This window comes from Streptomyces sp. NPDC018019, from assembly GCF_044327805.1.
Classification (GTDB): domain Bacteria; phylum Actinomycetota; class Actinomycetes; order Streptomycetales; family Streptomycetaceae; genus Streptomyces.
In genome coordinates this window covers 29,890-53,869 of the sequence record NZ_JBIRGD010000043.1, presented here as the reverse complement: position 1 = coordinate 53,869, position 23,980 = coordinate 29,890, and the positions used below count along the sequence as shown (strand labels likewise).

The following is a 23,980-nucleotide window of genomic DNA, read 5'->3' as shown; positions in this document are numbered from 1 at the left end:
GCCGCGGCAGCGAACCGAACACCTCGGCAACGAACTCCGCCAACTCGCCCCGGAGCCGTTCCACCTCCCCGAGCCTCATACCTGCCAGCATGCTCTGGGTCAGGCACGATCGGCAGAGCTAACGAAGCACTACTAGCTAGCTCCCGTAGCCCCCTGCCGCCCTGACCCACCGGTACGCGGCCTCCGCCGTGAACTCCTTCTGGCCGCCCGGGAAGAACAGTCCGGCGCTGCCGAAGGCCGGGTCCGTCGCCGTCTCCGGTACGTACGGGACCGCGACGCACCGCATGCCCGCCCGGCGCGCCGCCTCGGCGCCGGGCGGCGCGTCCTCCAGCACCACGCACGCCTCGGGCGGCGCGCCCAGCCGGCGCGCCGCCTCCAGGAAGACGTCCGGCGCGGGCTTGCCTTGGCCGACCTCCTCGGCCGAGACGAGGACGGTCAGCTGCGCGTCCAGGCCGGTGGCGGCGAGCACCGCCTCGATCGCGGTCCGCGAGGAGCCGGAGGCCACCGCCAGCGGATGTCCGGCCTCGTGCAGCAGCTCCACGAACGTGCGCATCTCCGGGAAGACCTCGGTGTGCGCCCGCGCCAGTTCCAGGTAGGCACGGTTCTTGCCGGCCAGCAGCTCGTCGAGGGACGCGTCCATGGCGTACTCCCGCTTGAGCGTCTCCAGCGTCTCGCGGGTGCCGATACCGATGAAGCGGGTGTGGTCCTCCCAGGTGAAGCCGGTCACGCCGTGCCGGGCGAGCACGTTGCGGGTCGCCTCGAAGTAGTTCGGCTCGCTGTCCACGAGCGTGCCGTCCAGGTCGAAGATCACAGGGGTGGGGGAGCCGGGGCCGGACGCGGCCGGGGCGGTGGAGGCGCTGGCGGAGATGCTCATGACCCCCAGCATGCCAAGTCGCTCCTCAGCGCGGTTTCGCGGTCCCGCCCACGGCTTCGACCAGCGGCAGCATCCGGTGCGGCACCCGTTCGCGCAGGGCCACTTCGGTCCGCGTGCGCACCACCCCGGGCATGCTGATCAGCCGCTGGATCACGTCCTCCAGGTGCGCCGCGTCGCGGGCGACCACCCGCGTCAGCAGGTCACCGCCGCCGGTCGTCGAGAACGCCTCGATGATCTCCGGCACCTCGGCCAGCGCGTCGGCCACGTCCACCAGGTGCCCCTGGGTGACCTCGATGTGGACGAAGGCCAGTACGGGATGGCCGAGTGCGGCGGGCGACAGGCGCGGCCCGTACGCCGTGATCACCCCGTCCCGCTCCAGCCGGTCCAGCCGCGCCTGCACGGTGCCCCGGGCGACGCCGAGGATACGGGCGTACTCCCGCACGCTGGTGCGCGGCTGCTCCAGCAGCAACCGGAGGATCTTCGCATCGAGCGTGTCCACGGCCATGGGCCAACGGCCTCCTCGGGGGCGGGGCGGGGTCCGGCGACTGTACCAATGGCCCGGGGGCGAGGGGATGGAGTGGACCGTTGGCCGGGGCGCGGGGTGGCGGATACCGTCGGCCCGGACCCGCGCACGGGCCCCGCCCTCAGCGCTCAGCAGACACCGTCCCCCGGCTTCGGGTTGGCCAGCCGGAAGACGGGCCGCAGCTTCAGGCCCGCCCAGGTGCCGAGCAGGGCCGTCGCGCCCCAGGTCCAGCCGTGCAGGCTGCCCGAGGCGATGCCGGCGAGGTAGGCGCCGATGTTGCAGCCGCCGGCCAGTCGCGCGCCGACGCCCATCAGGACGCCGCCGACGACGGCCGCGACCGCGGTGCGCCACGGGGTGCCCCGGTGCAGTGCCCAGGTGCCGCCCAGTGCGGCGGCGACCGCCGCGCCGATCATGATGCCGATGTCGGTGAGACTGGTCTTGTCGGCCAGCACCGGCCCGGACAGCGCGTGTGCGTTCGCGGGCTTCTGCCAGTACGTCCAGGTCTCCGGGTGCCCGCCGAACGCGCTCACCAGCTTCGCGCCCCACAGGCTGAACGCGCTGGTCACCCCCCACGCTCCGCCGGAGACGAGGAGCACGCCGCCGCCCAGCACCGCCAGCATCGCCGCACCGGCCGCGAGCGGCCAGGACCCGCGCAGCACCCGGGCGGCCGTGGACCCCGCCGACGGCACCGGGCCGGTCGGCGGCGGGTTGCGGCGCGCCTGGACCGCCCGGGTGACGGCCACGATGACGGCCAGCGCCAGGAGGGTGACGGCCCACGACCCGAACCAGCCGATGTGGTCGGCGAACACCACGGGCTCGTACGCGGGCAGGTCCTTCCACAGGTCGAACTGCCAGGCGGCCAGCGTCGAACCGGCGATGAAACCGCCCAGGGTCAGCACGATCGAGGTCTGCCCCGACCCCACCGCGAACAGCGTGCCCGAGGCGCAGGCACCGCCCAGCTGCATCCCGACGGCGAACACGTACGAGCCGAGGAGCAGCGCCACGCCCAGCGGCCCGCCGGACGGTGCGGGCACCGAGCCGAACAGTCCGCTGCCGGTCCCGATGACCAGGGCGAAGAGCGTCGCCGTCGTACCGAGCAGGAGCGCGTGGGCGCGCAGCCCGGAGCCGTTGCCCACGGCGATGAACTGCCGCCACGCCGAGGTGAACCCGAACCGCGAGTGGAACAGCGCCACACCCAGTCCGAGCCCGAGCACCAGCAGGACGCCGGGTTCGGCGCCGTACGAGGCGAAGACGAAGCCCGTCAGTGCCACGGCGAGCAGCAGACCGACGGCGAGCGGCACCCGGCGGACCGGCGGTGCCGGGGGAGCGGCCGGGCGCGGCACGGAGGTGGGGGAGGGGGCGAGCAGGGCGGTGGCCGGACGGGGAGCTCCGGCGATCGGATCGACGACCGGATCCGGGGGTGCTGTGGTCACAGCGGGCTCCGTGAAGGTGAGCGGGGGGAGAGGGGGAGGCACGGCACGCGGAGGTGCCCGGGGTGCCGCAGGCGCACCTCACCCCGGGAACGACCGGGGGAGGAGAGGCGGGATCACCTGCGCCGACGCCGTGCCGTACGGCGTCGGCGGGCGGGCTTCAGCGGGGACAGAGCCCGTCGTCGACGCACCAGGCCGAGTTCGCGAAGAGCGCGAGACAGAGGAGGCGTGCGGGTGCGGACATGCCGTCGAGAGTAATGCGTGGGGGATGCACGCGGTGAGGCCGTTCCGCAATGTGGACGCGAAGGTGAGACGGGGTGGGGTGTTCCCGTCCGGTGTCAGGGCGGCGTACCGGCTGCTTCCGTGCGGCGTCGGGGCGGCCTCGGGCCCGGGGTACCGGCCGCGTGCGGATCCGCCGGTTCCGCCAGATGCGGGCACCGGCCGCGCCATTGGCCACCTTCTGGCCCGTCTGATCGCGCTCAGGCTGGGCCAATGGCTCAGTGTTCAGGGAGTCTGTTGAGCCAACGGCAGTGTTGATGTTGTCATAGGGCTGTCGATGGCGCTGCGGATTCCGCGGCGCCTTTTTGGTGCGGAGAGCGGCGCTGCACGGCAGGGCCGGATCCGCGGCCGATGGACCGAGCCGAACCGCAGAGGGGTGGGAAACCGTGTTGAAGAGGGTGTTCGTGGCGCCGGACCCGGGGCGGCTGCGGCTGCGCAGCGCCGCCCGGGCCGTCCTGGGCGTCGCCGCGGCGGTGGCCGTGTGCGGCCTCGTCGGGCACTCGCTGGTCGGCGTCGTGGTGGGCGGACTCGCCGCGCTGCTCGCCCTCTTCACGGTGGCGGACACGACGGTCCGCGGGCAGCTGGTCTCCACGGCCCTGCTGCCGCTGGCCGGTTTCCCGGTGCTCGCCGCCGCCGCGCTGCTGCACGACCTCCCCCTGGTGCGGGACGCGGCGTTCCTCGCCATGGTCGGCGTCGGCGTCTACGCCCGCCGGTGGGGGCCGCGCGGCAACGCCCTCGGCATCTTCGCGTTCATGTCGTTCTTCGAGGCGCAGTTCCTGCGGACGGTCCCGGAGCAGCTGCCCGAGCTGTACGCGGCCACCGCGCTCTCCCTGCTGGCCTGCTCGGTCGTCCGCTTCGGCCTGTGGTGCTACGAGCGGCGTACGCCCCCGCCCGCCCTCCCGGCCCTCCCCGGCGGCCGGGGACTCGCCCGCGCGACGACCCGCCAGGCGCTCCAGGCGACCGCCGCCGGCGCCTTCGCCCTGGCGGTGGGCCAGCTGCTCTCCCACGAGCGCTGGTACTGGGCCGTCGGCGCCACCTGGTGGATCTTCGTCAACACCGCCTCGCGCGGCGAGACCGTGGTCCGCGGCTTCCGCCGGATGCTCGGCACGCTCCTCGGCATCCCCGCCGGCCTGCTGATCGCCGTACCGCTGCACGGTGCCGTGGTGCCCACGGCCGCGCTGATCGCCGTCTGCGTCTTCTCGATCTTCTACGCCTCACCGGTCTCCTACACCTGGAACATGCTCGCCGTGACCCTGCTGGTCGGCCTGCTGTACGGGCTGCTCGGCGTCCTGGACCCCGGACTGCTCGCGCTGCGCCTCGCGGAGACCGGCGTCGGCGCGCTGAGCGCGGTGCTGGCCGTCCTCGTGGTGCTGCCCGTCACCACCCACGCCACGACGGACGCCTGGATCCAGCGCGCCCTGCGCTGTGTCCACCGCTGCACCGCCGAGGCCGCCGCCCGCATCGCCGGCGACGAGACCGCCGACCCCGCGCCGCGCGTCGCCGAGCTGGAACAGCTGCTGCGCCGGGTACGGCTCTCCCTCTCGCCGCTGGTGCACCCGCTGGCCCCGATGCGGGCGCGCAAGGAGCGGGCGCGGCGGGTGCTGGCGCTGCTGGACGACTGCGCCCGTGAGGTCCGCGGGCTGACGTCCATCGCCGCCGACCCCGAGGCGTCCCACGACGCCCGCCTCACCGCCGCCTGCCAGCGTGTGGAAGCCGCCGTCGAAGCACTCACCACACCGCAACGGGCCCGCGAGGCGACGGCCGCCGCCACGGCCGCCGTCCCGCACCCGCCCGCCCTGGAACCGGCGCTCGCCCACCTGCACAGCCTGGAACGGGCCCTGACCGACCTCGCCACACCCCTGCGCAGCCACCCGCGCGCTCCGCTGGCCGACGTCTGAGGCCGTACGAGTCCTCCTGACGGCCCCCGGCAGGCTGTTAGCGTCGGCGCGTACCACGCGATACGGCGCGCAGGGCGGACGAAGGGCAGGCGGGGAGCCGATGGACACGACAGGCAGCGGGCGGCGGGCGTACATCGGATCGTTCACGTCCGCGGGCGGGCGCGGAATCGTCACGGCGGCGGTCGACGCGGAGTCGGGCGCCCTGACCCCGCTGCACACGACGGACGCGGTCGGCAATCCCAGCTACCTCGTCCCCGCGCCCGACGGACGCCACCTGTACGCGGTGAGCGAGACGTCCGACGGCGCGGCTGCCGCCTTCACGCTCACGGAGCGCGGACCGGAGCTGCTGGGCGGGCCCGTACCGGTGCGCGGCAGCGACCCCACACACCTCGCCCTGTGGGCCGGGCACCTGCTGACGGCCAACTACAGCTCCGGCAGCGTCAGCGCGCTGCCCGTACGGGCCGACGGCAGCCTCGCGGAACCGGCCGCCGTGCTCCGGCACGAGGGTGACGGCCCGCACCCCGACCGCCAGGAGGGCCCGCACGCGCACGCGGTGGTGCCCGAACCCGCCGGCCGCCGGCTGCTCAGCGTCGACCTGGGCACCGATTCCGTACGCGTCTGCGAACTCGCCGCGGCGGGCGGGGAACTCGCGGTGCGTCACGAGGTGCCGCTGCGGCCGGGCAGCGGGCCCCGGCACCTGGCCTTCCATCCGCGCGGCGGCCACGCGTACGTCGTCAACGAGCTGGCCTCGACGGTCACGCCCTGCCGCTGGGACGCCGGCACCGGCACCCTCACCCCGCTGACCGAGACGGCGATCCTGCCGCCGGACATGCTCGGGGACGCGGTGGACAACTACCCCTCCGAGCTGGTCGTCTCGCACGACGGGCGGTTCGCCTGGGCGGCGAACCGGGGGCACGACAGCATCTCGGTCCTCGCCATCGACCCGTCGGGGGAGCGGATCACCCTGGTCACCACCGTCCCGTGCGGCGGCCACTGGCCCCGCGACCTGGCGCTGCACCCCGGAGGCCGGTATCTGTACGCCGCCAACGAGCGCTCGGGGGACGTGACCTGGTTCGCCATCGACACCCGCACCGGCATGCCGGAACGCGGCGGGGCGATCGAGGTGCCGGCCGCTTCGTGCGTCGTGTTCGTCTGAGGCGGGCGGGGCGGCGCGTACGGATGGCGCGGGCCCGGTGAGCCGAAGGGCCGCTTCCCGGTGTGGGGAGCGGCCCTGCGTTACGCGGTGGTCACCGTACCGGCGTGCCCTGGCCCGCCGACTGGAGCTTGATGCCCAGCGCCGTCGCGTAGTTCGACAGCACCAGGCGGCCGACCGTGCCGTACGCGCCCAGCGGCTCCGCCGCCGAGCAGCCCACTTCCGCTGCCGCCGCCCCCACCAGGCCGTCGGCGATCTCGGGACCGATCAGGTACGGGGCCAGGGCCAGCTGCTGCGAGCCAGCGGAACGCAGCTCGTCGGCCGTCCGGGCGATGGCGCCCTCCTCGTCCAGCGCGGCGGCCAGCACCGGCACGGCCAGACGCGCGGACAGCAGCATGCCGGTGATCCCGGCGGCCTGCACGGCCTCCTCGCCGCCGACGGTGGCGAGGATGATGCCGTCCGCGGCCGTCGCGACCGTGAACAGGCGCGCCCGGTCGGCGCGGGCCAGCCCGGCCTCCGAGAGCCGGACGTGCAGTGCCTCGGCGAGCAGCGGGTGCGGGCCGAGCACATCGGTCAGCTCGGCGGCCGAACCGCTGTTCATGATCGCCTGGCGTATCCGGCGGAGCAGCGCGCTGTCCGGCCCGGCCAGCAGCGGGACGACCACCGCGGGCGGCCCCTGCTGCTCGGGCTGCGAACCGTCGCCGGTACGGGCCTTGTGCTCGGCGGCGGCCTGCGCGAGCACGGCCTCCAGTGCGGGGAACTCCTCGTCGCCGCCGTCCACGTAGCCGACCCGGGCGTCCAGGCCGGGCAGTTCGGCGCGCGCGATGCTGGTCACCTCGGCCGCCAGGCCGCGCGCGGCGGCGGAGGGGGCGCCGGGTACGGCGAGGACCAGGGCGGGCGCGCCCTCGGGAGCGACGACGGGCTCCGGCCGGCGGTGCCGACCGGACTGCCGGGGACGCGGCATTCGTACAGGCAGGCCGGAAGCGGCGCCCGAGCTCGGAGAAACTTCGTCAAAGCGGGACGAGCCGGGTGCGGGCCCAGTGGGGGAACTCATGGCGTCGCATGCTAACGCCTCAGAGGTCCCCCGCGTGGCGGGAGGGCTCGGTCGGGAGGTATCCGTCCCGAATTGTCCCGCGTGGCGTAAGGGCAGGTCAGAGGCCGGATCGGCGGACATGCGGCGGCACGGCGGGCGGCCCGGCACGGGGCGCACCGCGCCGTCCGGACGCCTGTCCGCGCGCCCCGCGCATTCCGTCCCTTCCGCGCCCCTCGAACGCACCGGCGCCAACCGTGCAGCGCGGTCTTTCGCGGTCCGCGCCAGGAAGACGCATCGAGTCATCGGGACAAACCGTGGCGACTTCGGGATTTACGGGGCGGGTACGGCTTACGGGGCCCACTGCTCGTACCGCCTGGATCGTGCTTGCGGGCCGTACGGGCCCCGGCTTCCCGGGCCGCCGGAACCCGCCACAGCCGCCCCGCCCGCACTCTTTCCACTGGGCGAGCAGCCTGTCCACCTACTGGACACGTGGACACGGCGGGACCGTCCGGTCCGGCGGGCCGTCCACGCCTACCGCGTGACCCGCAGCAGCTTTCCGTCCGTGGGGAGCCGCAGCCGGTCGGTGGCCAGGGCCGCGGCGACGCGCAGCGCTCCGTTCAGCGGCTCGCCCGCCGCCTCGACGCGCCGGGCGTGCGGCAGCAGCTCACCGAACGCTGTGCGCAGCGGTGCCAGCAGCGGTTCCCCCAGGTGCAGCAGGCCGCCGGTGAAGGCCACCGCGCTGCCCGCCGCAGGGGGACAGACCGCCGCTGCCGCCTCCGCGAGGTGCCGCGCCGCCTCGCTCAGGAGCGCCGACGCCACGGCGTCGTGCCCGGCGCAGGCGGCGACCTCGGGCGCGAAGGACGCCAGCACGGCGGGCCGGTCGGTGCGCGGGTACAGCATCCCGGGCAGCTCCGCCGCCGGACCGAACACGGCTTCCGTACGGGCCAGCAGCGCGGCCGAACCGCCGGCCCGCCCGTCATGGGCGCGCAGCGCGGCCTCCAGCCCGGCCCGGCCGATCCAGGCGCCGCTGCCGCAGTCGCCCAGCAGATGGCCCCAGCCGTCGGCGCGGCGCCAGCCGCCCGCCGGGGAGAGGTCGGTGCCCATCGCTATGACGCCGGTACCGGCGGCGACGACGGCGCCCGGCGCCTGGCCGAGCGCCCCCGCGTACGCGGTCACGGCGTCGGCGGCCAGCGCGAGGCGCCGTACACCGAACGCCTCGGCCAGCGCCGCGGGCAGCTCGGCGCGCAGTTCGCCGCCGAGCGACGCCATGCCGGCCGCCCCGACGCACACCGCGTCCAGCTGCCGCGCACCGGTGTCCCGCATCAGGTCCTGGGCCGCGGGCACCAGCTGTTTGAGCAGCTGGTGGGCGTCCATACCGTTCGGGCCGGTGCCGATGGGCTCCTGAGAGGTGTACGAGGCGAGCGGCCGCGCGTCCCTCTCGTCCGCACGGGCGACGGCGACCCGCAGGCCGGAACCGCCCGAGTCCACGCCGAGGACATGGCCGGGCGCCCGGTCCGCCGCACTGCCCCGCGGCTCAGCCAAATCCGCGCGCGTCCTGCTTGAGGGCGGTGTCCACGGTCAGCGCCGTGGCGACGACCAGGCTCCGCAGCGGCTCGGGCAGTTGGACGTGGATCTGCAGGACGTAGTTGTCCGCGGTGGTGAACATCGTCTTGGCCAGGCCCTCCCAGGTCTTGGTGATCCGGGCGACCTCGGTGTCGGTGTGGTCGACGATGGCGAAGTTCCAGGCCCGCCAGTTCTCCGCCTTGATGGCGCCGATCTGCTGCCCGCCCGCCATCATCGCGAAGTTGATCTTTCCGATGGCGTTCTGCTGCACGATCTCGCCGACCGGCTGCCCGTCGGGCCGCTCCACCAGCACCTTCGACTTGATGAACTTCGCCGGGCGGGTGAGCGCCAGCTGCGGCTGCCCGTAGGCGTCCCGGATCTCCAGCCGGTGCGTCATGTACTGGTCGAGGCTGGAGACGATCCGCAGTACCTTCTTCGCGGTGCTCTGGCCGACCTGGACGACTGTGCCGAGGGTGTTGCCGTGCTGGTCGAAGACGCTGTACTCGTTCGTCACCTCGATCAGCTTGGCCTTCTGGTTCACCACCAGGACCGGTTCGGTGAACAGCGTCCCGCCGCCCTGCGCGGTGGGGACGACACCGGCCTGCTGCTGCACCTGGTACTGCACCTTGCCGGGGTCGCCGGGCTGCCCGTACCCGGGCTGCGCGCCCGGCATCGGCTGTCCGCCGGGCATCTGCTGACCGGCGGGCGCCTGGTGCCCGGCCGGTGCCTGCTGACCCACCGCCACCGGCTGGGCCGCCTGCGGCGCGTACTGCTGCGGCACCGGCTGCCCGGCGCCCTGCTGGGGGCCGTACCCCTGCTGTCCGTACGGCTGCCCGCCCTGCTGTGCCTGCTGCGGCGTCTGCTGGGCCGCCTGCGCCGGTACGGCCTGCCGGGCGGCCTGCCCCTGGTGCTGGGCCGGTGCCTGGGCCTGCTGCCCCGGGTGCGTGTGCTCGGTCCACCGGGAGCCGTCCCACCAGCGCAGCCGGTCGGGCGTGCCCTGCGGGTCGGCGTACCAGCCCGCAGGGATGTTCGCGTTCGTCATGCGGGCACACTATCCCGCAGGCTCAGGGCAGTCTCCAGTCCACCGGCTGTGCGCCCTGCCGCACCAGCAGGTCGTTGGTCCGGCTGAACGGGCGCGAGCCGAAGAAGCCCCGGTCGGCCGACATGGGGGAGGGGTGCGAGGACTCCACCGCGGGCAGGTCGCCGAGCAGCGGACGCAGATTGCGGGCGTCGCGGCCCCACAGCACCGACACCATCGGGCGGCCCCGCGCCACCAGCGCCCTGATGGCCTGCTCCGTGACCTCCTCCCAGCCCTTGCCCCGGTGCGCCGCGGGCTTGCGCGGCGCCGTCGTCAGCGCCCTGTTGAGCAGCAGGACACCCTGCCGCGTCCACGGCGTGAGGTCACCGTTGGACGGCCGCGGCAGCCCCAGGTCGGAGGCCAGCTCGCGGTAGATGTTCTCCAGGCTCCCGGGCAGCGGGCGTACGTCCGGCGCGACGGAGAAGCTCAGCCCCACCGCGTGCCCGGGTGTCGGGTACGGGTCCTGCCCGACGATGAGCACCCGTACGTCGTCGAAGGGCTGTTGGAAGGCGCGCAGCACATTGCTGCCCGCCGGGAGGTAGGTACGTCCCGCGGCGATCTCCGCCCGCAGGAACTCGCCCATCTTGGCGATCTGTCCGGCGACCGGCTCAAGTGCCTTGGCCCAGCCGGGTTCGACGATTTCATGAAGAGGTCGTGCAGCCACGCCGTCACCCTACTGGCCGCAAGGCGGTCCTCTTCAACCGATGGCCCGACACCACCCCGGCGTTCCCCCTCTGTTCCGGCCGCTCACCTCCGCTCGTACGGTCGTCCGCGCCGGGCAGCCCCGGCCCACTCCGTGCCGCCCCGGCCCACTCCGTGCCGCCCCGGGCCGTTCCGAACCGCTCCGTGCCGCCCCGGGCCGTTCCCGGGCCGTTCCCGGGCTCCCGGCCCCGCTTCGCCCGTCCCGATTCACCCGACGGCGGCTGCCCGTACACACAGCACGTCCGGCAGGTGCGCGGCGAGCTGCCGCCAGCTGTCGCCGTCGTCCGCGCTGGCGAAGACCTCCCCGTTGCGGTTGCCGAAATAGACCCCCGCCGGGTCGGAGCCGTCGACGCAGAGCGCGTCCCGGAGCACCGTGCCGTAGTGGTCCTCCTGGGGCAGGCCGTCGCCGAGCGCCTCCCAGCTCGTGCCGGCGTCCTCGGTGCGGTACACCCGGCACCGGTGCTCCGCCGGGACCCGGTCGATGTCCGCGGTGATGGGGAAGACGTACGCGACGTCCGCCCGGCGCGGATGGGCGGCCGCCGCGAACCCGAAGTCGGAGGGCAGGCCGCCGCCGATGTCCGTCCACCGCGCGCCCGCGTCGTCGCTGCGGTAGACGCCCCAGTGGTTCTGCAGGTAGAGCCGGTCGCGGTTCACCGGATCCTGCGCGATCTTGTGGACGCACTGCCCGAACTCCGGGTCCGGGTCCGGCAGGAACACGGCCTTCACACCGCTGTTCGACGGGGCCCAGCTCGCGCCGCCGTCCGTCGTGCGGAACACGCCCGCGGCGGACACCGCGACCGTCACCGCGTCCGCGTCCCGCGGGTCCGTGATCACCGTGTGCACCGCGAGGCCGCCACCGCCGGGCACCCACTGCTCGCGGGTCGGGTGGTCCCAGAGGGAACGTACGAGCTCGAACGTCTCGCCGCCGTCCGCCGACCGGAACAGCCCGCCGGGCTCCGTCCCGGCGTACACCACGTCGGGGGCGGCCGGTCCGGCCGGGTGGAGCTGCCACACCCGCTCCAGTGAAGTCCCCGTATCGGGCGGGTACTTGACGGCCGGTCGGGGCGGTTCCCGCCAGGTCTCCCCGAGGTCGTCGGAGTGGAAGACCGAGGGGCCCCAGTGCGCGCTGTCCGCGCCGGCCAGCAGCCGGGGCGTCGGACGGCGGGTGTCGATACCGATGGAATACACCGCTTGCGCGGCGAAGTGCGGACCGCTCAGCTCCCAGTCGCCGTGCCGTCGCCGGCCGATGAAGAGCCCTTTGCGCGTGCCCACCGCGAGCAGCACGTCTGCCTTGCCGGATGTCATGTCCGAACACCTCCGGGACGCCGTTGTCTCCGATACGGCTCAGTCTGCACCCGACCACTGACAACGGCCCTTCGGCACACCGTCCGCGCAGGTCGGAGCCCTTTTCCGGGCTCCCACGCAAAGGGCCGGCCCCCTGTCGCCAGGGAGCCGGCCGATTGCCGTGACGCCGGTGCGGCGCCGCGTTCAGCGCTGTTGGTTGCGGCCGAGGGTCATGCGGTAGATCGCCAGGACGATCACCGAGCCGACGATGGCCGCGATCCACGTCGAGAGGTGGAAGAACCCGTTGATCGACTCCACACCGAAGATCACCTTGCCGAGCCAGCCGCCCAGCAGTCCGCCGACGATGCCGATCAGCATGGTGACGAGGCATCCGCCCGGGTCCTTACCGGGCATCAGCGCCTTCGCGATCGCACCCGCCAGCAACCCGATCAGAACCCACGCGATGATTCCCATGGCAGCTCACCTCGCCCATAAATAAGATCAAAACGCTTCGAGACTGGTGTTTCCCGGTTTTGCGGATCGAAACACCACAAGGGGTTGACTTCTCTGTGCGACGGTGCGCGACGTGTCTCGGTCCCGCGGCGGGAAAAATCGTTCGTACGGGCGGAGCCGGGCGCCCTATCGTGGGCCGGCAGGTCCGGGGCGACGCCCCGGGACCGGAACGCCGGTCGCGGCGGTACGGGGGTACGTCGCGGGCCGGGCGGTGCGGGGCGGGCGGCTGCTTGCCGTCGCGGTACGACGTGCGGGGCCGGATCCATCGGGGACCGGCCCCGTTTCCGTGCGCGCAGGGCCTCGCCGAGGCGCCCTCTCGTGCCATGCCCCCGCCCGCCATGTACGAGAACCATCGTAGTTTGACAGACCCCGTACTACGAGAGCTATCGTACGAACCGTCAAGGAGAAGCATCACCGAACGCGGGAGTCCGTCGTGAGCGCACTGTTCGAGCCCCTCACCCTCCGGTCGCTGACCATTCCCAACCGCATATGGATGGCTCCCATGTGCATGTACTCGGCGGCGCCGGACGGGCCGGAACAGGGTGTGCCCAACGACTGGCACTTCCAGCACCTGGCCTCGCGGGCCGCCGGCGGTACCGGGCTGATCCTCACCGAGGCGACGGCGGTGAGCCCGGAAGGGCGCATCAGCCCGTACGACCTGGGGCTGTGGAACGACGCGCAGACCGCCGCGTTCCGGCGTATCACCGACTTCCTGAAGGCGCACGGGTCCGTCCCGGGCATCCAGATCGCCCACGCGGGGCGCAAGGCCTCGACCGAGCGTTCGTGGGTGGACCGCGGTGCCCCGATCGCCCCGGGCCAGGGGCACGGGTGGCAGCCGGTGGGCCCGAGCCCGCTGGCGTTCGACGACGCGTCCACCGCGCCGGAGGAGCTGTCGGCCGAGCAGATCAAGGAGATCGTCGGGCAGTTCGCCGCGACCGCGCGGCGGGCGCTGGAGGCCGGCTTCCAGGTGGCGGAGATCCATGGTGCGCACGGCTACCTGATCAACGAGTTCCTCTCGCCGTTCACCAACCGGCGCACGGACGAGTACGGCGGCTCCTACGAGAACCGCACCCGCTTCGCGCTGGAGGTCGTGGACGCCGTACGGGCCGTGTGGCCCGAGGAGCTGCCGCTGTTCTTCCGCATCTCGGCGACCGACTGGCTCTCGGAGAACGCGGACGACGCGCGCGAGGGCTGGACCGCCGACGACACCGTGCGCTTCGCCGCGGACCTGAAGGCGCACGGCGTGGACCTGCTGGACACCTCCACCGGCGGCAACGCCCCGGACGCGAAGATCACCGCGGGCCCCGGCTACCAGGTGCCGTTCGCCGAGCGGGTCAAGAAGGAGACCGGGCTGCCGGTCGGCGCGGTCGGCCTGATCGCCGAGGCCCAGCAGGCCGAGAAGATCATCGTGGACGGCCAGGCGGACGCCGCTCTCATCGGCCGCGAGCTGCTGCGCGATCCGTACTTCGCCCGCAACGCGGCCCGCGAACTGGGCGCCGACATCCAGGTCCCCAACCCGTACCACCGCTCCTGAACTGCGCGGACGCGCCGTGCCGGACCGCCCGGCACGGCGCGTCCGCACGAGCGGCGCCCGCCTGCGCGGAGGGGCCGCCGTCCCGGCTTGCTTGTCATGAACAGGAAAAAATGCGGAGCGGGCCGGCCCCTTCCCGGTACCCCGTGCGCAACGAAAGAGCGGTGGGGTTAGCATCTGAGCACCGCCTAGCTCGAAAGATGGATCTGTGACTGTCAACGAGGACTCGTTCACAAACTGGAAGAACCGCGAGGAGATCGCGGAGTCGATGATCCCGATCATCGGGAAGCTGCACCGGGAACGGGACGTCACGGTCCTGCTCCACAGCCGCTCCCTGGTGAACAAGTCGGTGGTCAGCATCCTGAAGACGCACCGATTCGCGCGCCAGATAGCCGGCGAGGAACTCTCGGTCACCGAGACGTTCCCGTTCCTGCGGGCCCTCACCGACCTCGACCTCGGCCCCTCCCAGATCGACATCGGCCGGCTCGCCGAGACGTACCAGGCCGACGACCGCGGCCTGTCGGTGGAGGCGTTCACCGCCGAGGCCGTCGCGGGCGCGACGGGCGCCGAGAAGATCGAGCGCCGTGAGGGACGCGACGTCGTCCTCTACGGCTTCGGCCGGATCGGCCGGCTCGTCGCCCGCCTGCTCATCGAGAAGGCCGGCTCCGGCAACGGCCTGCGGCTGCGCGCCATCGTCGTCCGCGGAGGCCGGGGCCGGGCCGCCGAGGACCTCGTCAAGCGCGCCTCGCTGCTGCGGCGCGACTCCATCCACGGGCAGTTCCAGGGCACGATCACCGTCGACGAGGCGAACCGCACCATCGTCGCCAACGGCAACGAGATCAAGGTGATCTACGCCGACGACCCCACCGAGGTCGACTACACGGCGTACGGCATCAAGGACGCCATCCTCATCGACAACACGGGGAAGTGGCGCGACCGCGAGGGCCTGTCGAAGCACCTGCGCCCCGGCGTCGACAAGGTCGTCCTGACCGCGCCGGGCAAGGGCGACGTCCCCAACATCGTGCACGGCGTCAACCACGACACGATCAAGCCGGACGAGCGGATCCTGTCCTGCGCGTCCTGCACCACCAACGCCATCGTCCCGCCGCTGAAGGCGATGGACGACGAGTACGGGGTGCTGCGCGGCCACGTCGAGACCGTCCACTCGTTCACCAACGACCAGAACCTGCTGGACAACTACCACAAGGCCGACCGCCGCGGTCGCTCGGCGCCGCTCAACATGGTCATCACCGAGACCGGTGCCGCGTCCGCCGTCGCCAAGGCGCTGCCCGACCTCCAGGCGAAGATCACCGGCAGCTCGATCCGCGTCCCGGTGCCGGACGTCTCGATCGCGATCCTCAACCTCCAGCTCGCGCGCGAGACCAGCCGCGACGAGGTCCTCGAACACCTCCGTGAGGTGTCGCTGACCTCGCCGCTGCGGCGTCAGATCGACTTCACCAGCGCTCCCGACGCGGTCTCGAACGACTTCATCGGCTCGCGCCACGCCTCGATCGTCGACGCCGGCGCCACCAAGGTCGACGGCGACAACGCGATCCTCTACCTCTGGTACGACAACGAGTTCGGCTACTCCTGCCAGGTGATCCGGGTCGTCCAGTACGTCTCCGGCGTGGAGTACCCGACCTACCCGGCCCCGGTGGCCTGACGCCGGTCCGCCGCCCGTCCGGTGATCCGGCGGGCGGCCGACCCGCCGCGCGCGGCGGACGGGGGAGGCGTCCCCGGAATCGGAGACGTCACCACCGTCCCTCCCCGTAGCGGCGGTGCGGTTCGCCGGCCTCCTGCTCGTCGCGGGCGGTCAGGGACCGCGTGCGCCGGAGGCCGGCTTCTATGACGAACACCACCAGCCCGCCGGCCAGGACCGAGGCGAGCAGCAACACCACCACATATTCCACAAAAGTCTTCTACCCGCCTCGCGGGTATCCAACGAGGATGTGTGCTATGCGGTCGTGCGTCCCCCCCCGGACCGTCACGCCGGCAGGTGGAAGGAATACGCATGGCCGCAGGCGTCGCACGCGAAGCGGCCGTTGAGCCCGTCGTTGGCGGTCTGGCAGCGCGGACACGGGGCCGTGGTGAAGTACTCCGGCCGTCCCCCGGCCGGATCCCCGGTGCCCGCGCCGCCGGGCCTTGGTTCGGCTTCCGTCATCCGGACGCTCCACAGTTGCAGGACCAGCCGCCGTCCGGCCCCTGAATGACCTGAGCACCACACCGATTGCAATACATAACAGCTCCTCGACCCACACCACCCCGCATGCAGCCCGAGTACACCCATCACAACATCAGCACGCCGCTATTCGGAGAATGTCCGGAAATGGCGCGCCGTCCCCTAGATGGGATGTCACACGGTCACCTGGCGTCCATTCTGGTTCCGACGACCCCACCGGCAGCCGTACCGCGGACGACTTGGCCAGGTCGGTGGGCGGCTTTCGGCCGCGGACCGCAGCCCGGCGATCGGCCCTGAGGGACGGGCCAGGGCGTGAGCCGCCCGGGCGGGGGTATGCGAGCGGCATTCCGGGAGGCCCGGACGCCGAGAAAGGGTGGATGACGTGCGCAGTGTGGGTGTGGAGGAGGAGCTGCTGCTGGTGGACGCCCGGACGGGACTGCCGCGCGCCCTGTCGTCGGCGGTCCTCGCGGCGGCCTCGCGGGACCCGCAGGGCAACGAGGAGGTCTTCGAGAGCGAGCTGCACCGGCAGCAGCTGGAATTCGCCACCCGGCCGCAGACGGACATGGGCGACCTGGACAAGGAGATCCGGCGGTGGCGGGCGGAGGCGGCACGCCACGCCGCAGGACTGGACGCCTCGGTCGTGGCGCTGGCCACCTCGCCGCTGGAGGTGAGCCCGTCCATCGGCACCGGTGAGCGCCACCGGTGGCTCGCGGAGCACTTCGGCCTCACCGCCCAGGAGCAGCTGACGTGCGGCTGCCACATCCATGTGGCGGTCGACTCGGACGAGGAGGGCGTGGCCGTCCTGGACCGGATGCGGCCCTGGCTGTCCGTCCTGCTCGCGATGAGCGCGAACTCCCCGTTCTGGCAGGGCGAGGACAGCGAGTACAGCAGCTACCGCAACCGGGTCTGGGGGCGGTGGCCGTCGGCCGGCCCGGTCGAGGTGTTCGGGACGGCCGACCGGTACCACGCGCAGGTGCGCGACATGACGGCCAGCGGTGTGCTCAAGGACGCGGGCATGGTCTACTTCGACGCCCGCCTGGCCCAGTCGTACCCCACCGTGGAGGTACGGGTCGCCGACGTGTGCCTGGACCCGTCCACCACGGTGCTGCTGGCGACCCTGATCCGCGGCCTGGTGGAGACGGCGGTACGCCAGTGGCGCGACGGGGTGCCGCCCGCCCGGCACGCGGTGGCGCTGCTGCGCCTGGCGACGTGGCGGGCCGCCCGCTCGGGCCTGGAGGGCGAGCTCATCCACCCCGCCACGATGCGGCCCGCCCCGGCCGAAGCCGTCGTACGGGCCCTGTTCGACCACGTACGCGACGCCCTGGAGGACAGTGGCGACGTGCTGCCCGCGCAGGAGGCGCTGGCCACCCTGCTGAAGACGGGCAACGGCGCCCGCGTCCAGCGGGAGCTGCTGCGCCGCACCGGCGGCCTCCAGGGCGTGGTCACCGAATGCGTCCGCCGTACGCTCGACTGAGGCGGACGGAGCGGTTCTGCCGCGGCAGCGTCCCCGGGCCTGGCGCGCTCCTGCCGAGATCGGAGGGGAAATGCACGATCTGGAGCACAAGGTCGCTGTGATCACCGGCGCCGCCGGCGGCATCGGGCGCGGAATGGCCGAGACGTTCGCCGGCGCGGGGATGCGGGTGGTGCTGAGCGACGTGGAGGAGGCGGCTCTCCGCTCGACGACGGCCGAACTGCGTGCCGACGGCGCCGAGGTGCACGCCGTGGTCGCGGACGTGTCGGTGGCGGACGACGTCTCCTCGCTCGCCGAGTCCGTCCTGCGGAAGTACGGCGCCGTTCATGTGCTGTGCAACAACGCGGGCGTGCACACCGGCAGCCGGCCGAGCTGGCAGAGCACGCTCGACGACTGGGCGTGGATCCTCGGCGTGAACCTGATGGGCGTCGTGCACGGAACCCGCGTTTTCCTGCCCGTCATGATCGAGCAGAACGAGGACGCGCACATCGTCAACACCGCTTCGATGGCGGGCCTGCTGACGGGCGGTTCGCTGTACGGCGCGACGAAGACGGCCGTGGTGTCCCTTTCGGAGACGGTGCACCTGGAACTCGTCGAGGGCGGCTGGAAACCCCGGATTTCCGTCCTGTGCCCCGGTCTGGTCGACACCCGCATCTACCTTTCCGGACGCAACCGCCCGTCCCGCTTCCCCGACGTGGGCCCGACTCCGAGCGGCTGGTCCGTGGACGAGGCACGGCGGGCGTTCAAGGAATACGGCGTCGCGCCACGGGTGGTGGGCGAACAGGTCCTCCAGGCGATACGCGAGGAGCGCTTCTACGTGCTGACGCATCCCGAATACGGGGAGCACATACAGCACCGCACGCGGCAGATCCTCGCGGGGGAGAACCCGACGCTGCTGCCGCCGCCGGGGGCGTGAGGCAGGTCCGGGGCGACCGCTTTCGGCACGGCGAAAGGTGCGGAGCGGCCAGCCGCTCCGCACCCGAATCGCACGGCACCCCGCCCCGGAAAGTCGCCCGGGGCGGGGTGCATCAGAAAGTCAACGTCAGTCGTTGACGCAGGTGTTGCCGAACGTCGGGTTGAGCAGGCCGACAATGTTGATGCTGTTACCGCAGACGTTGACCGGCACGTGCACCGGGACCTGCACGGTGTTGCCGGACACCACGCCCGGCGAGTTCAGCGCCGCGCCCTGGGCACCGGAGTCGGCAGCCGCGAGGCCCGCCCCGCCCAGGAGGATGGCGCAGGTTCCCGCGGCGGCAGCGGCAGTCTTCATGACACGCGACATGGAATGTTGCTCCTCGGAATTGAGAAATCGGGACCGGCGGCCTGACGGGGGACATGGAGTGCCCGCCGCCTCGGCTGGAGGGCCGCCGAGACCAATCAACCCGATGCCGGCACGGTTTGTCGTGCGAAACGGAAGGCGTTCACTCTATTTAGGGTGAATCGAATCAGCGTATTAATTCCCCGACGAGGACGTGGCGGCGGGCGGCCGGTACGGCGTGGGGCGTCCGCGCCCGGGCCGGACACCGCCGCACCGGCCGGTACCGCCGTGGCCGCCAGTGCGGCGATGCCGAAAGGACAGGCAAGGGCGAGCTGAGGGCGGGCTAACGCTTTCCTAAGCCCGGTCACCACCACGGGGTCACACCGGCCCGCCGACGGCCGCGAGGTCAGCCGGAGAGGGCGGTGTCCGTGATGTGGCGGCCCAGGAGGTCGTGCAGGAGCGTGGTGGCGGGGAGGGCGGGGTGGAGGTACACGTGCTCCCGGCGGTGCTCGATGACGGCGAGCATCTTGCGAAGGGTGGCGGTGGCGTCGTCGCGGCGGCCCGCGTGGTGCTGGGCCTGGGCGAGCAGGCCGAGGTGGAGGGGCAGGCGCAACTGGGTCCGGGAGGGGCGCAGTTCGGTGAGCGAGGTGTCCATCAGGGCGAGGCCCGCGTCGTCGCGGTCCAGGTGGGTCAGGGCCCAGCCCTCGGTGAAACGCAGCATCGCCTTCCAGTACAGGAGCCCGTGCTCCCCCGCCACCCGCGCGCCCTCGGCGGCGGAGGCGTGCGCGGTGTCGGCATCGCCTTCCCAGGCCGCCAGGACCGCGTCCACGTACAGGGCGAAGGACCGGTCGGAGGGCCTGCTCTCGTACGCGGTCATGGCCAGGAGCTGCCGGCGGCGCCCGGTTGCGGTGTCGCGGTCGCCCAGAATCCAGTGGGTGAAGGCGTTGTAGGAACGGCAGGAGACGCGCGGGTCGTGCTGGAAGGTACGGGCCAGGTTGCGGCCTTCGCGGGCGAACCGGTCCGCCAGTCCGACGCCGCGCTCCAGCTCCGCGAGCGCCTCCGGCAGCCGGCCGCGCACGTGCAGCGCGACGCCCTTGCCGTACGCCGCGCCCAATTGGGCCACCGGGTGGCGCGTGCGGCCCCCGATGTCCCGCAGCAGCCGGGAGAACTGCCGGGACTCGTCGTAGCGGCCGGTGACCAGGTACGCCGCGCACAGCGCCCACAGCACCGACGGGTCCTCGGGCGTGTGGGTGACCGCCCCCAGGGCGCGGCCCCGGCTGAGCGCCGCCTCCGCCTCCGCGTCCCCGTAGCCGCGCACGGTGGCCAGCAGCTGTCCGAGCTGGACGTACAGGCGCTGTTCCAGGGCGCGGGCCGACGTGTCGTCCCGCGGCAGCAGCCCGGCCAGGTGGACGGCCCGGCGCAGCCAGGTCTCGACCTTCTCGTACGCCAGCTGCTGTTCGGCCTGCTCGGCGGCGCGCAGCAGCCGGGGGAGGGCCTGCCGGGCCGGCAGCGCGTCCTGCGCGTGCCAGGTGTGGTGGGCCAGCCGCTCGTACTCGTCGTCCCCCACCTGCCCGCCGCCGCGCTCGCACAGCGCCCCGGCCACCCGCGCGTGCAGCCGGTGGCGTTCGTTGCGGGCGAGGACGTCGACGAGCGTTTCGCGGACCAGGGCGTGCACGAAGTGCAGCCGCCCGGGGTGGTGCGGGTCCTCGCCGAGCAGGCCCGCCCGGATCGCCGTCTCCAGGGCCGGGGCGACCGGTTCGTCCTCGGCGGCGGTGCGGTGCAGCAGGTCCGTGTCGATCTCGGTGCCGATGACCGCGCACAGCCGCAGCACCCGCAGGGCCGGTTCCGGCAGCCCGGCGAACCGCTGGCGCAGCGCCTCGCGCACACCGGTCGGTATCTGTGCCAGCAGGACGTCGCTGGCGCCCGCGTCGTGCAGGCGTCGCACGTCACCGAGGAGGGAGAGGAGCTGCATGACGAAGTACGGGTTGCCCTTGCTGCGCTCATGCAGCGCCTCGATGACGTCGGCGCCGACCCCGCGCCCGGCCTGGGCCTCCACCAGGGCGGCGACGGCGCTGCGGGACAGCCCGCCGAGCCGCAGCGACTCCGTACGGGGGCTCCTGAGGACCTCGGCCAGGGCCCGGCGGATCGTGGCGTCGGAGTCGCCCTCGAACTCCCGGGCGGTCAGCACGATGCTGATCTGCTGTCCCTGGCGGCGGGTGCCGAGCAGCCGCAGCAGGTCGAGGGAGGCGGCGTCGGCCCAGTGCAGGTCCTCCAGGAGCAGCACCAGCGGGCGTTCGGCGGCCAGCGTGAGCAGCACCTCGCACACCGCGTCGTGGGTGAGGAAGCGCGCCTGCGCCCAGTCGTCCTCGTGCCCCTGCCCGTCGGGGCCCGCCGACCGCTCCGGCATGACGGGGGCGAGCAGGGCGCCGAACGGCGCGGTCGCGCTGCGGAAGGCCTCCGGCCGGGTGGCCGACAAGCGGCGCAGCACCTGGGTCCACAGCCAGTACGGCGGTACGCCCTCGCCCGGGAAGCAGTGGCTCCAGACCACTTCGAGCGCGTCGTCGCCGGCCTCCAGCGCGGGGGCGAGCTCCATCAGCAGCCGGGTCTTGCCGACCCCGGCGGCGCCCAGGACGCAGGCCACGTGCCCCTCACCGGTGACGGCGCCGGCCGAGGCGGTGACCAGCCGGTGCAGCTCCTGGTCGCGCCCGGTGAACGGCCAGGGGGCCGCCTTCTCCTCGGCGGCCGGGCAGTCGTCCGGCGCGGGCACGGCCCGGACCGGTGCGGCCCGGCCGGCCCCGTGCGCCCGGCGTGGCGCCGCCGCTGCCCGCGCGCTCCTGACCGGTCCCGTCACCGCCGCGCCCCGGTCCGGCGCTCCGGTGCCCGGACCGCACGCCGGCCGGTGGCCCCCCGTGGCCCGGACCGGTGCTGCCGCGGCCTCCTGCGTCCGTACGGCCGGGCCGGGCCCGGCCGGACCGGGCGCGGGTGGGGCCGGGGCGGCCGGAGCGGCGGGGGCGGAGCCGTCCGCCGGGCCGCCGTCGTCCAGCTCCTGGCGGAGGATGGCGGTGTGCACCCGCTGGAGTTCGACGGCGGTGTCCACGCCGAACTCCTCCACCAGGTGGCTGCGCGTCCGCTCGTAGAGCTCCAGCGCCTCGGCCTGCCGTCCCAGGCGGGACAGCGCCGTCATCAGGTGCCCGACGAGCCGTTCGCGGGTCGGGTGGCGGCGTACCTCCAGGCCCAGTTCGGCCGCCACCTCCTCGGCCGCGCCGAGCGCGAGCCGGGCCTCCGCGCAGGCTTCCAGCGCGGTGAGCCGGACCTGTTCCAGACGGGCGGTCTCGTCGGAGAGGGGCGGCTGGGAGCCGAACTCCGTGTACGGCGAGCCCCGCCACAGCTCCAGCGCTTCGGTGAGCCGGTCGCGGGCGCCGCGCGGGTCGCTCCGGTCCAGTAACTGCCGTCCGTCGGCGACCATGCGCTCGAAGCGGAAGGCGTCGACCTGCTCAGGGGCGAGCTGGAGGACGTACCCGGGCGCCTGGTAGCGCAGGACGGAGGAGGTGCCCTGCCCCGCCGCCGGAGCGAGCACCCGGCGCAGGTGGGACAGATGGCTCTGCAAGGTGGCGACGGGGTGCCGCGGGGGTCCGTCGCACCACAGCTCCTCGATGAGCAGTTCGGTGGGGACGACTCTGCCAAGTCGGATGAGCAGCAGGGCCAGCAGGGCCCGCCGTCGCGGCGGGCCGAGGGGGAGGTCTTCCCCGCCGAGCCGTGCCGACATCGGGCCGAGGACGCGCAGTACCGGCCCGGTGGTGCCGGGGCTGCGCGGCAGGGGTGTGGGGGGCGGGGTGTGGGGTGTGCACATGTCGGTCCCAATCGTTCTCACGCCGGCGGCTGTGCAGGGGGGGACGTGCCGGACTGTAACCGGGTCCATCCGGAAAGTGATCATGGCATATGTGGCGGAGTGTTCAAAGATCGGCAACCAGCCATCGGCAAGCCACCGGCAAGCGGAACGACAAGGAAGCGGCAAGCCGCGGCGGGGTGACCGGCAAGCGGCGGCCAGCCGCCGGACAAGGGGGCCGCAAGGGGGCTGACGCACGATGGCCGCCGACCGTCCGCCGAGCCGGCCGACCCCCGTCACCGGTTCCGGGCGGGTGCGTCGCACCGAACCGGTAACCACCTCGCGAACAGGGACGACATGCACACAGAAGGCCACGACAGCCGCGCCGGCCACCGTCCGGCGCACCGCGGCACGGACGGTGCCGCAGGGCCCGGGCCCGGTGCCCCGGCCCGGCATACCGGACCCCCGGCCGCCCGCCGGCCGGCGACCCGCTGAGAGGTGCCGTGCGCTTAGCGATCCTCTTCCCCGGCCAGGGGGCGCAGTTCCGCGGCATGGGTGCGGACGTCTTCGGACGCTATCCAGGTCTCACCCGGTTCGCGTGCGACCTCCTGGGATACGACCTCGTCGCACTGTGCCGCGACGACCCCGAAGGGCTGCTTTCCCTGACGCAGTACACCCAGCCCGCTCTCTACACCGTCAACGCGCTGCACACCTTCGAACGCACCCGGCGCGAGGACCGGAAGGCCGACTGCTATCTCGGGCACAGCCTCGGCGAATACAACGCCCTTCTGGCGGCGGGCGCATTCGATTTCGAGACGGGCCTGCAACTCGTCAGGAAACGCGGTGAACTCATGGCCGCGGCTTCCGGCGGCGGAATGACGGCGGTCATGCACACCCCCGCTTCCCGGCTGCACGACATCCTCGCCCAGGAGGGCATCGACGGCATCGACGTGGCGGGCCACAACACCGACGAGCAGATCGTCGTGGCCGGTCCCGCCGCCGAGCTGCGCACCCTCCACACGGCCCTGGAGCGCAGGAAGATCCGCTTCGCCGCGCTCCGGGTCAGCGCGCCCTTCCACTCCCGTTACATGGCCCCCGCCCGCGCGGAATTCGAGGAATTCCTGCGGAAATTCACCTTCGCGGACCCGGATCCCGCGGTCATCGCCAACGTCACCGGCCGGCCGTACGAAAAAGGCGCCATCGTCCCCACGCTGGGCGCGCAACTGGTCGAACCGGTGCGCTGGACCGACAGCGTCCGCCACCTCCTGTCCGTCGATCCCGCGACGGAATGCGAAGAGGTGGGCGGCACCGCCCTGCTGCGCATGGTGCAGAAGATCCGGACCGCCACCGCCCTGCCCGCTCCCCACGGAAACAGGACCTGAGAC

Annotated in this window: 20 protein-coding genes; 7 read left to right on the top strand and 13 right to left on the bottom strand. The window is 73.2% G+C overall.

All coding sequences use genetic code 11. The features are described 5' to 3' along the window. Nucleotides 1-136 precede the first annotated feature (136 nt). The 3 genes from ACH4FX_RS39950 to ACH4FX_RS39940 form a co-directional block, all read right to left on the bottom strand. Entirely contained in the window at nucleotides 137-874 is a 738-nt protein-coding gene (locus ACH4FX_RS39950; RefSeq protein ID WP_398486434.1) for an HAD family hydrolase, read from the bottom strand. 25 nt (nucleotides 875-899) lie between these two features. After that, on the bottom strand, nucleotides 900-1,379 hold the full coding sequence (locus ACH4FX_RS39945; protein WP_398486433.1) for an Lrp/AsnC family transcriptional regulator: 480 nt from the start codon (nucleotides 1,377-1,379) through the stop codon (nucleotides 900-902). Nucleotides 1,380-1,525: 146 nt separating this feature from the next. After that, complete coding sequence (locus ACH4FX_RS39940; protein ID WP_398486432.1) at nucleotides 1,526-2,830, bottom strand: YeeE/YedE family protein; 1,305 nt, start codon at nucleotides 2,828-2,830, stop codon at nucleotides 1,526-1,528. A 662-nt stretch (nucleotides 2,831-3,492) separates the two neighbouring features. Here ACH4FX_RS39940 and ACH4FX_RS39935 point away from each other — a divergent pair. Both ACH4FX_RS39935 and ACH4FX_RS39930 read left to right on the top strand, forming a co-directional pair. Continuing rightward, the gene (locus ACH4FX_RS39935; RefSeq protein ID WP_398486431.1) at nucleotides 3,493-5,004 is read left to right on the top strand and encodes an FUSC family protein; all 1,512 of its coding nucleotides are present in this window, start codon (nucleotides 3,493-3,495) and stop codon (nucleotides 5,002-5,004) included. A 100-nt stretch (nucleotides 5,005-5,104) separates the two neighbouring features. Beyond that, nucleotides 5,105-6,160, top strand: coding sequence for a lactonase family protein (locus ACH4FX_RS39930; RefSeq protein WP_398486430.1), 1,056 nt, complete (start codon nucleotides 5,105-5,107; stop codon nucleotides 6,158-6,160). A gap of 91 nt (nucleotides 6,161-6,251) precedes the next feature. Here the strand turns inward: ACH4FX_RS39930 and ACH4FX_RS39925 are convergent, their stop codons facing one another. The 6 genes from ACH4FX_RS39925 to ACH4FX_RS39900 all read right to left on the bottom strand — a co-directional run bounded on the left by ACH4FX_RS39925 (nucleotide 6,252) and on the right by ACH4FX_RS39900 (nucleotide 12,291). Continuing rightward, nucleotides 6,252-7,121 carry a sirohydrochlorin chelatase gene (locus tag ACH4FX_RS39925; RefSeq protein WP_398486429.1) on the bottom strand — a complete coding sequence of 290 codons (870 nt, stop codon included), beginning with the start codon at nucleotides 7,119-7,121 and terminating at the stop codon, nucleotides 6,252-6,254. 600 nt (nucleotides 7,122-7,721) lie between these two features. Next, nucleotides 7,722-8,732 carry an N-acetylglucosamine kinase gene (locus ACH4FX_RS39920; RefSeq protein WP_398486428.1) on the bottom strand — a complete coding sequence of 337 codons (1,011 nt, stop codon included), beginning with the start codon at nucleotides 8,730-8,732 and terminating at the stop codon, nucleotides 7,722-7,724. After that, a complete protein-coding gene (locus tag ACH4FX_RS39915; RefSeq protein ID WP_398486427.1) occupies nucleotides 8,725-9,795 on the bottom strand; it encodes a phospholipid scramblase-related protein in 1,071 nt (356 codons plus the stop codon). Before ACH4FX_RS39915 ends, ACH4FX_RS39920 begins: the two co-directional genes overlap by 8 nt. Before the next feature lie 22 nt (nucleotides 9,796-9,817). Continuing rightward, a complete protein-coding gene (locus tag ACH4FX_RS39910; protein WP_398486426.1) occupies nucleotides 9,818-10,495 on the bottom strand; it encodes a uracil-DNA glycosylase in 678 nt (225 codons plus the stop codon). A gap of 245 nt (nucleotides 10,496-10,740) precedes the next feature. Continuing rightward, nucleotides 10,741-11,838 carry a WD40/YVTN/BNR-like repeat-containing protein gene (locus ACH4FX_RS39905; protein WP_398486425.1) on the bottom strand — a complete coding sequence of 366 codons (1,098 nt, stop codon included), beginning with the start codon at nucleotides 11,836-11,838 and terminating at the stop codon, nucleotides 10,741-10,743. A 183-nt stretch (nucleotides 11,839-12,021) separates the two neighbouring features. After that, a complete protein-coding gene (locus ACH4FX_RS39900; RefSeq protein ID WP_398486424.1) occupies nucleotides 12,022-12,291 on the bottom strand; it encodes a GlsB/YeaQ/YmgE family stress response membrane protein in 270 nt (89 codons plus the stop codon). Between the two features lie 472 nt (nucleotides 12,292-12,763). Here ACH4FX_RS39900 and ACH4FX_RS39895 point away from each other — a divergent pair, with 472 nt between their 5' ends. Then, entirely contained in the window at nucleotides 12,764-13,864 is a 1,101-nt protein-coding gene (locus ACH4FX_RS39895) for an NADH:flavin oxidoreductase/NADH oxidase (protein WP_398486423.1), read from the top strand. Nucleotides 13,865-14,069: 205 nt separating this feature from the next. Beyond that, nucleotides 14,070-15,524 carry a glyceraldehyde-3-phosphate dehydrogenase gene (locus ACH4FX_RS39890; protein WP_398486422.1) on the top strand — a complete coding sequence of 485 codons (1,455 nt, stop codon included), beginning with the start codon at nucleotides 14,070-14,072 and terminating at the stop codon, nucleotides 15,522-15,524. An 88-nt stretch (nucleotides 15,525-15,612) separates the two neighbouring features. Here ACH4FX_RS39890 and ACH4FX_RS39885 read toward each other — a convergent pair whose 3' ends face one another. Both ACH4FX_RS39885 and ACH4FX_RS39880 read right to left on the bottom strand, forming a co-directional pair. Further along, nucleotides 15,613-15,771, bottom strand: coding sequence for a hypothetical protein (locus tag ACH4FX_RS39885; RefSeq protein ID WP_398486421.1), 159 nt, complete (start codon nucleotides 15,769-15,771; stop codon nucleotides 15,613-15,615). Nucleotides 15,772-15,845: 74 nt separating this feature from the next. Continuing rightward, nucleotides 15,846-16,022 carry a hypothetical protein gene (locus ACH4FX_RS39880; RefSeq protein ID WP_398486420.1) on the bottom strand — a complete coding sequence of 59 codons (177 nt, stop codon included), beginning with the start codon at nucleotides 16,020-16,022 and terminating at the stop codon, nucleotides 15,846-15,848. 400 nt (nucleotides 16,023-16,422) lie between these two features. On the opposite strand from ACH4FX_RS39880, the gene ACH4FX_RS39875 reads away from it, so the two are divergent. Then, entirely contained in the window at nucleotides 16,423-17,514 is a 1,092-nt protein-coding gene (locus ACH4FX_RS39875) for a glutamate--cysteine ligase (RefSeq protein WP_398486419.1), read from the top strand. 70 nt (nucleotides 17,515-17,584) lie between these two features. Further along, nucleotides 17,585-18,427 carry an SDR family NAD(P)-dependent oxidoreductase gene (locus tag ACH4FX_RS39870; protein ID WP_398486418.1) on the top strand — a complete coding sequence of 281 codons (843 nt, stop codon included), beginning with the start codon at nucleotides 17,585-17,587 and terminating at the stop codon, nucleotides 18,425-18,427. Between the two features lie 126 nt (nucleotides 18,428-18,553). Here the strand turns inward: ACH4FX_RS39870 and ACH4FX_RS39865 are convergent, their stop codons facing one another. Both ACH4FX_RS39865 and ACH4FX_RS39860 read right to left on the bottom strand, forming a co-directional pair. Next, the gene (locus ACH4FX_RS39865; RefSeq protein ID WP_398486417.1) at nucleotides 18,554-18,793 is read right to left on the bottom strand and encodes a chaplin; all 240 of its coding nucleotides are present in this window, start codon (nucleotides 18,791-18,793) and stop codon (nucleotides 18,554-18,556) included. Between the two features lie 382 nt (nucleotides 18,794-19,175). Further along, nucleotides 19,176-22,619: an ATP-binding protein gene (locus ACH4FX_RS39860; protein WP_398486416.1), complete on the bottom strand. Its 3,444-nt coding sequence runs from the start codon at nucleotides 22,617-22,619 to the stop codon at nucleotides 19,176-19,178. Nucleotides 22,620-23,098: 479 nt separating this feature from the next. Between ACH4FX_RS39860 and ACH4FX_RS39855 the strand changes: the two genes are divergently transcribed. Further along, nucleotides 23,099-23,977 carry an acyltransferase domain-containing protein gene (locus ACH4FX_RS39855; protein WP_398486415.1) on the top strand — a complete coding sequence of 293 codons (879 nt, stop codon included), beginning with the start codon at nucleotides 23,099-23,101 and terminating at the stop codon, nucleotides 23,975-23,977. Nucleotides 23,978-23,980: the final 3 nt, after the last annotated feature.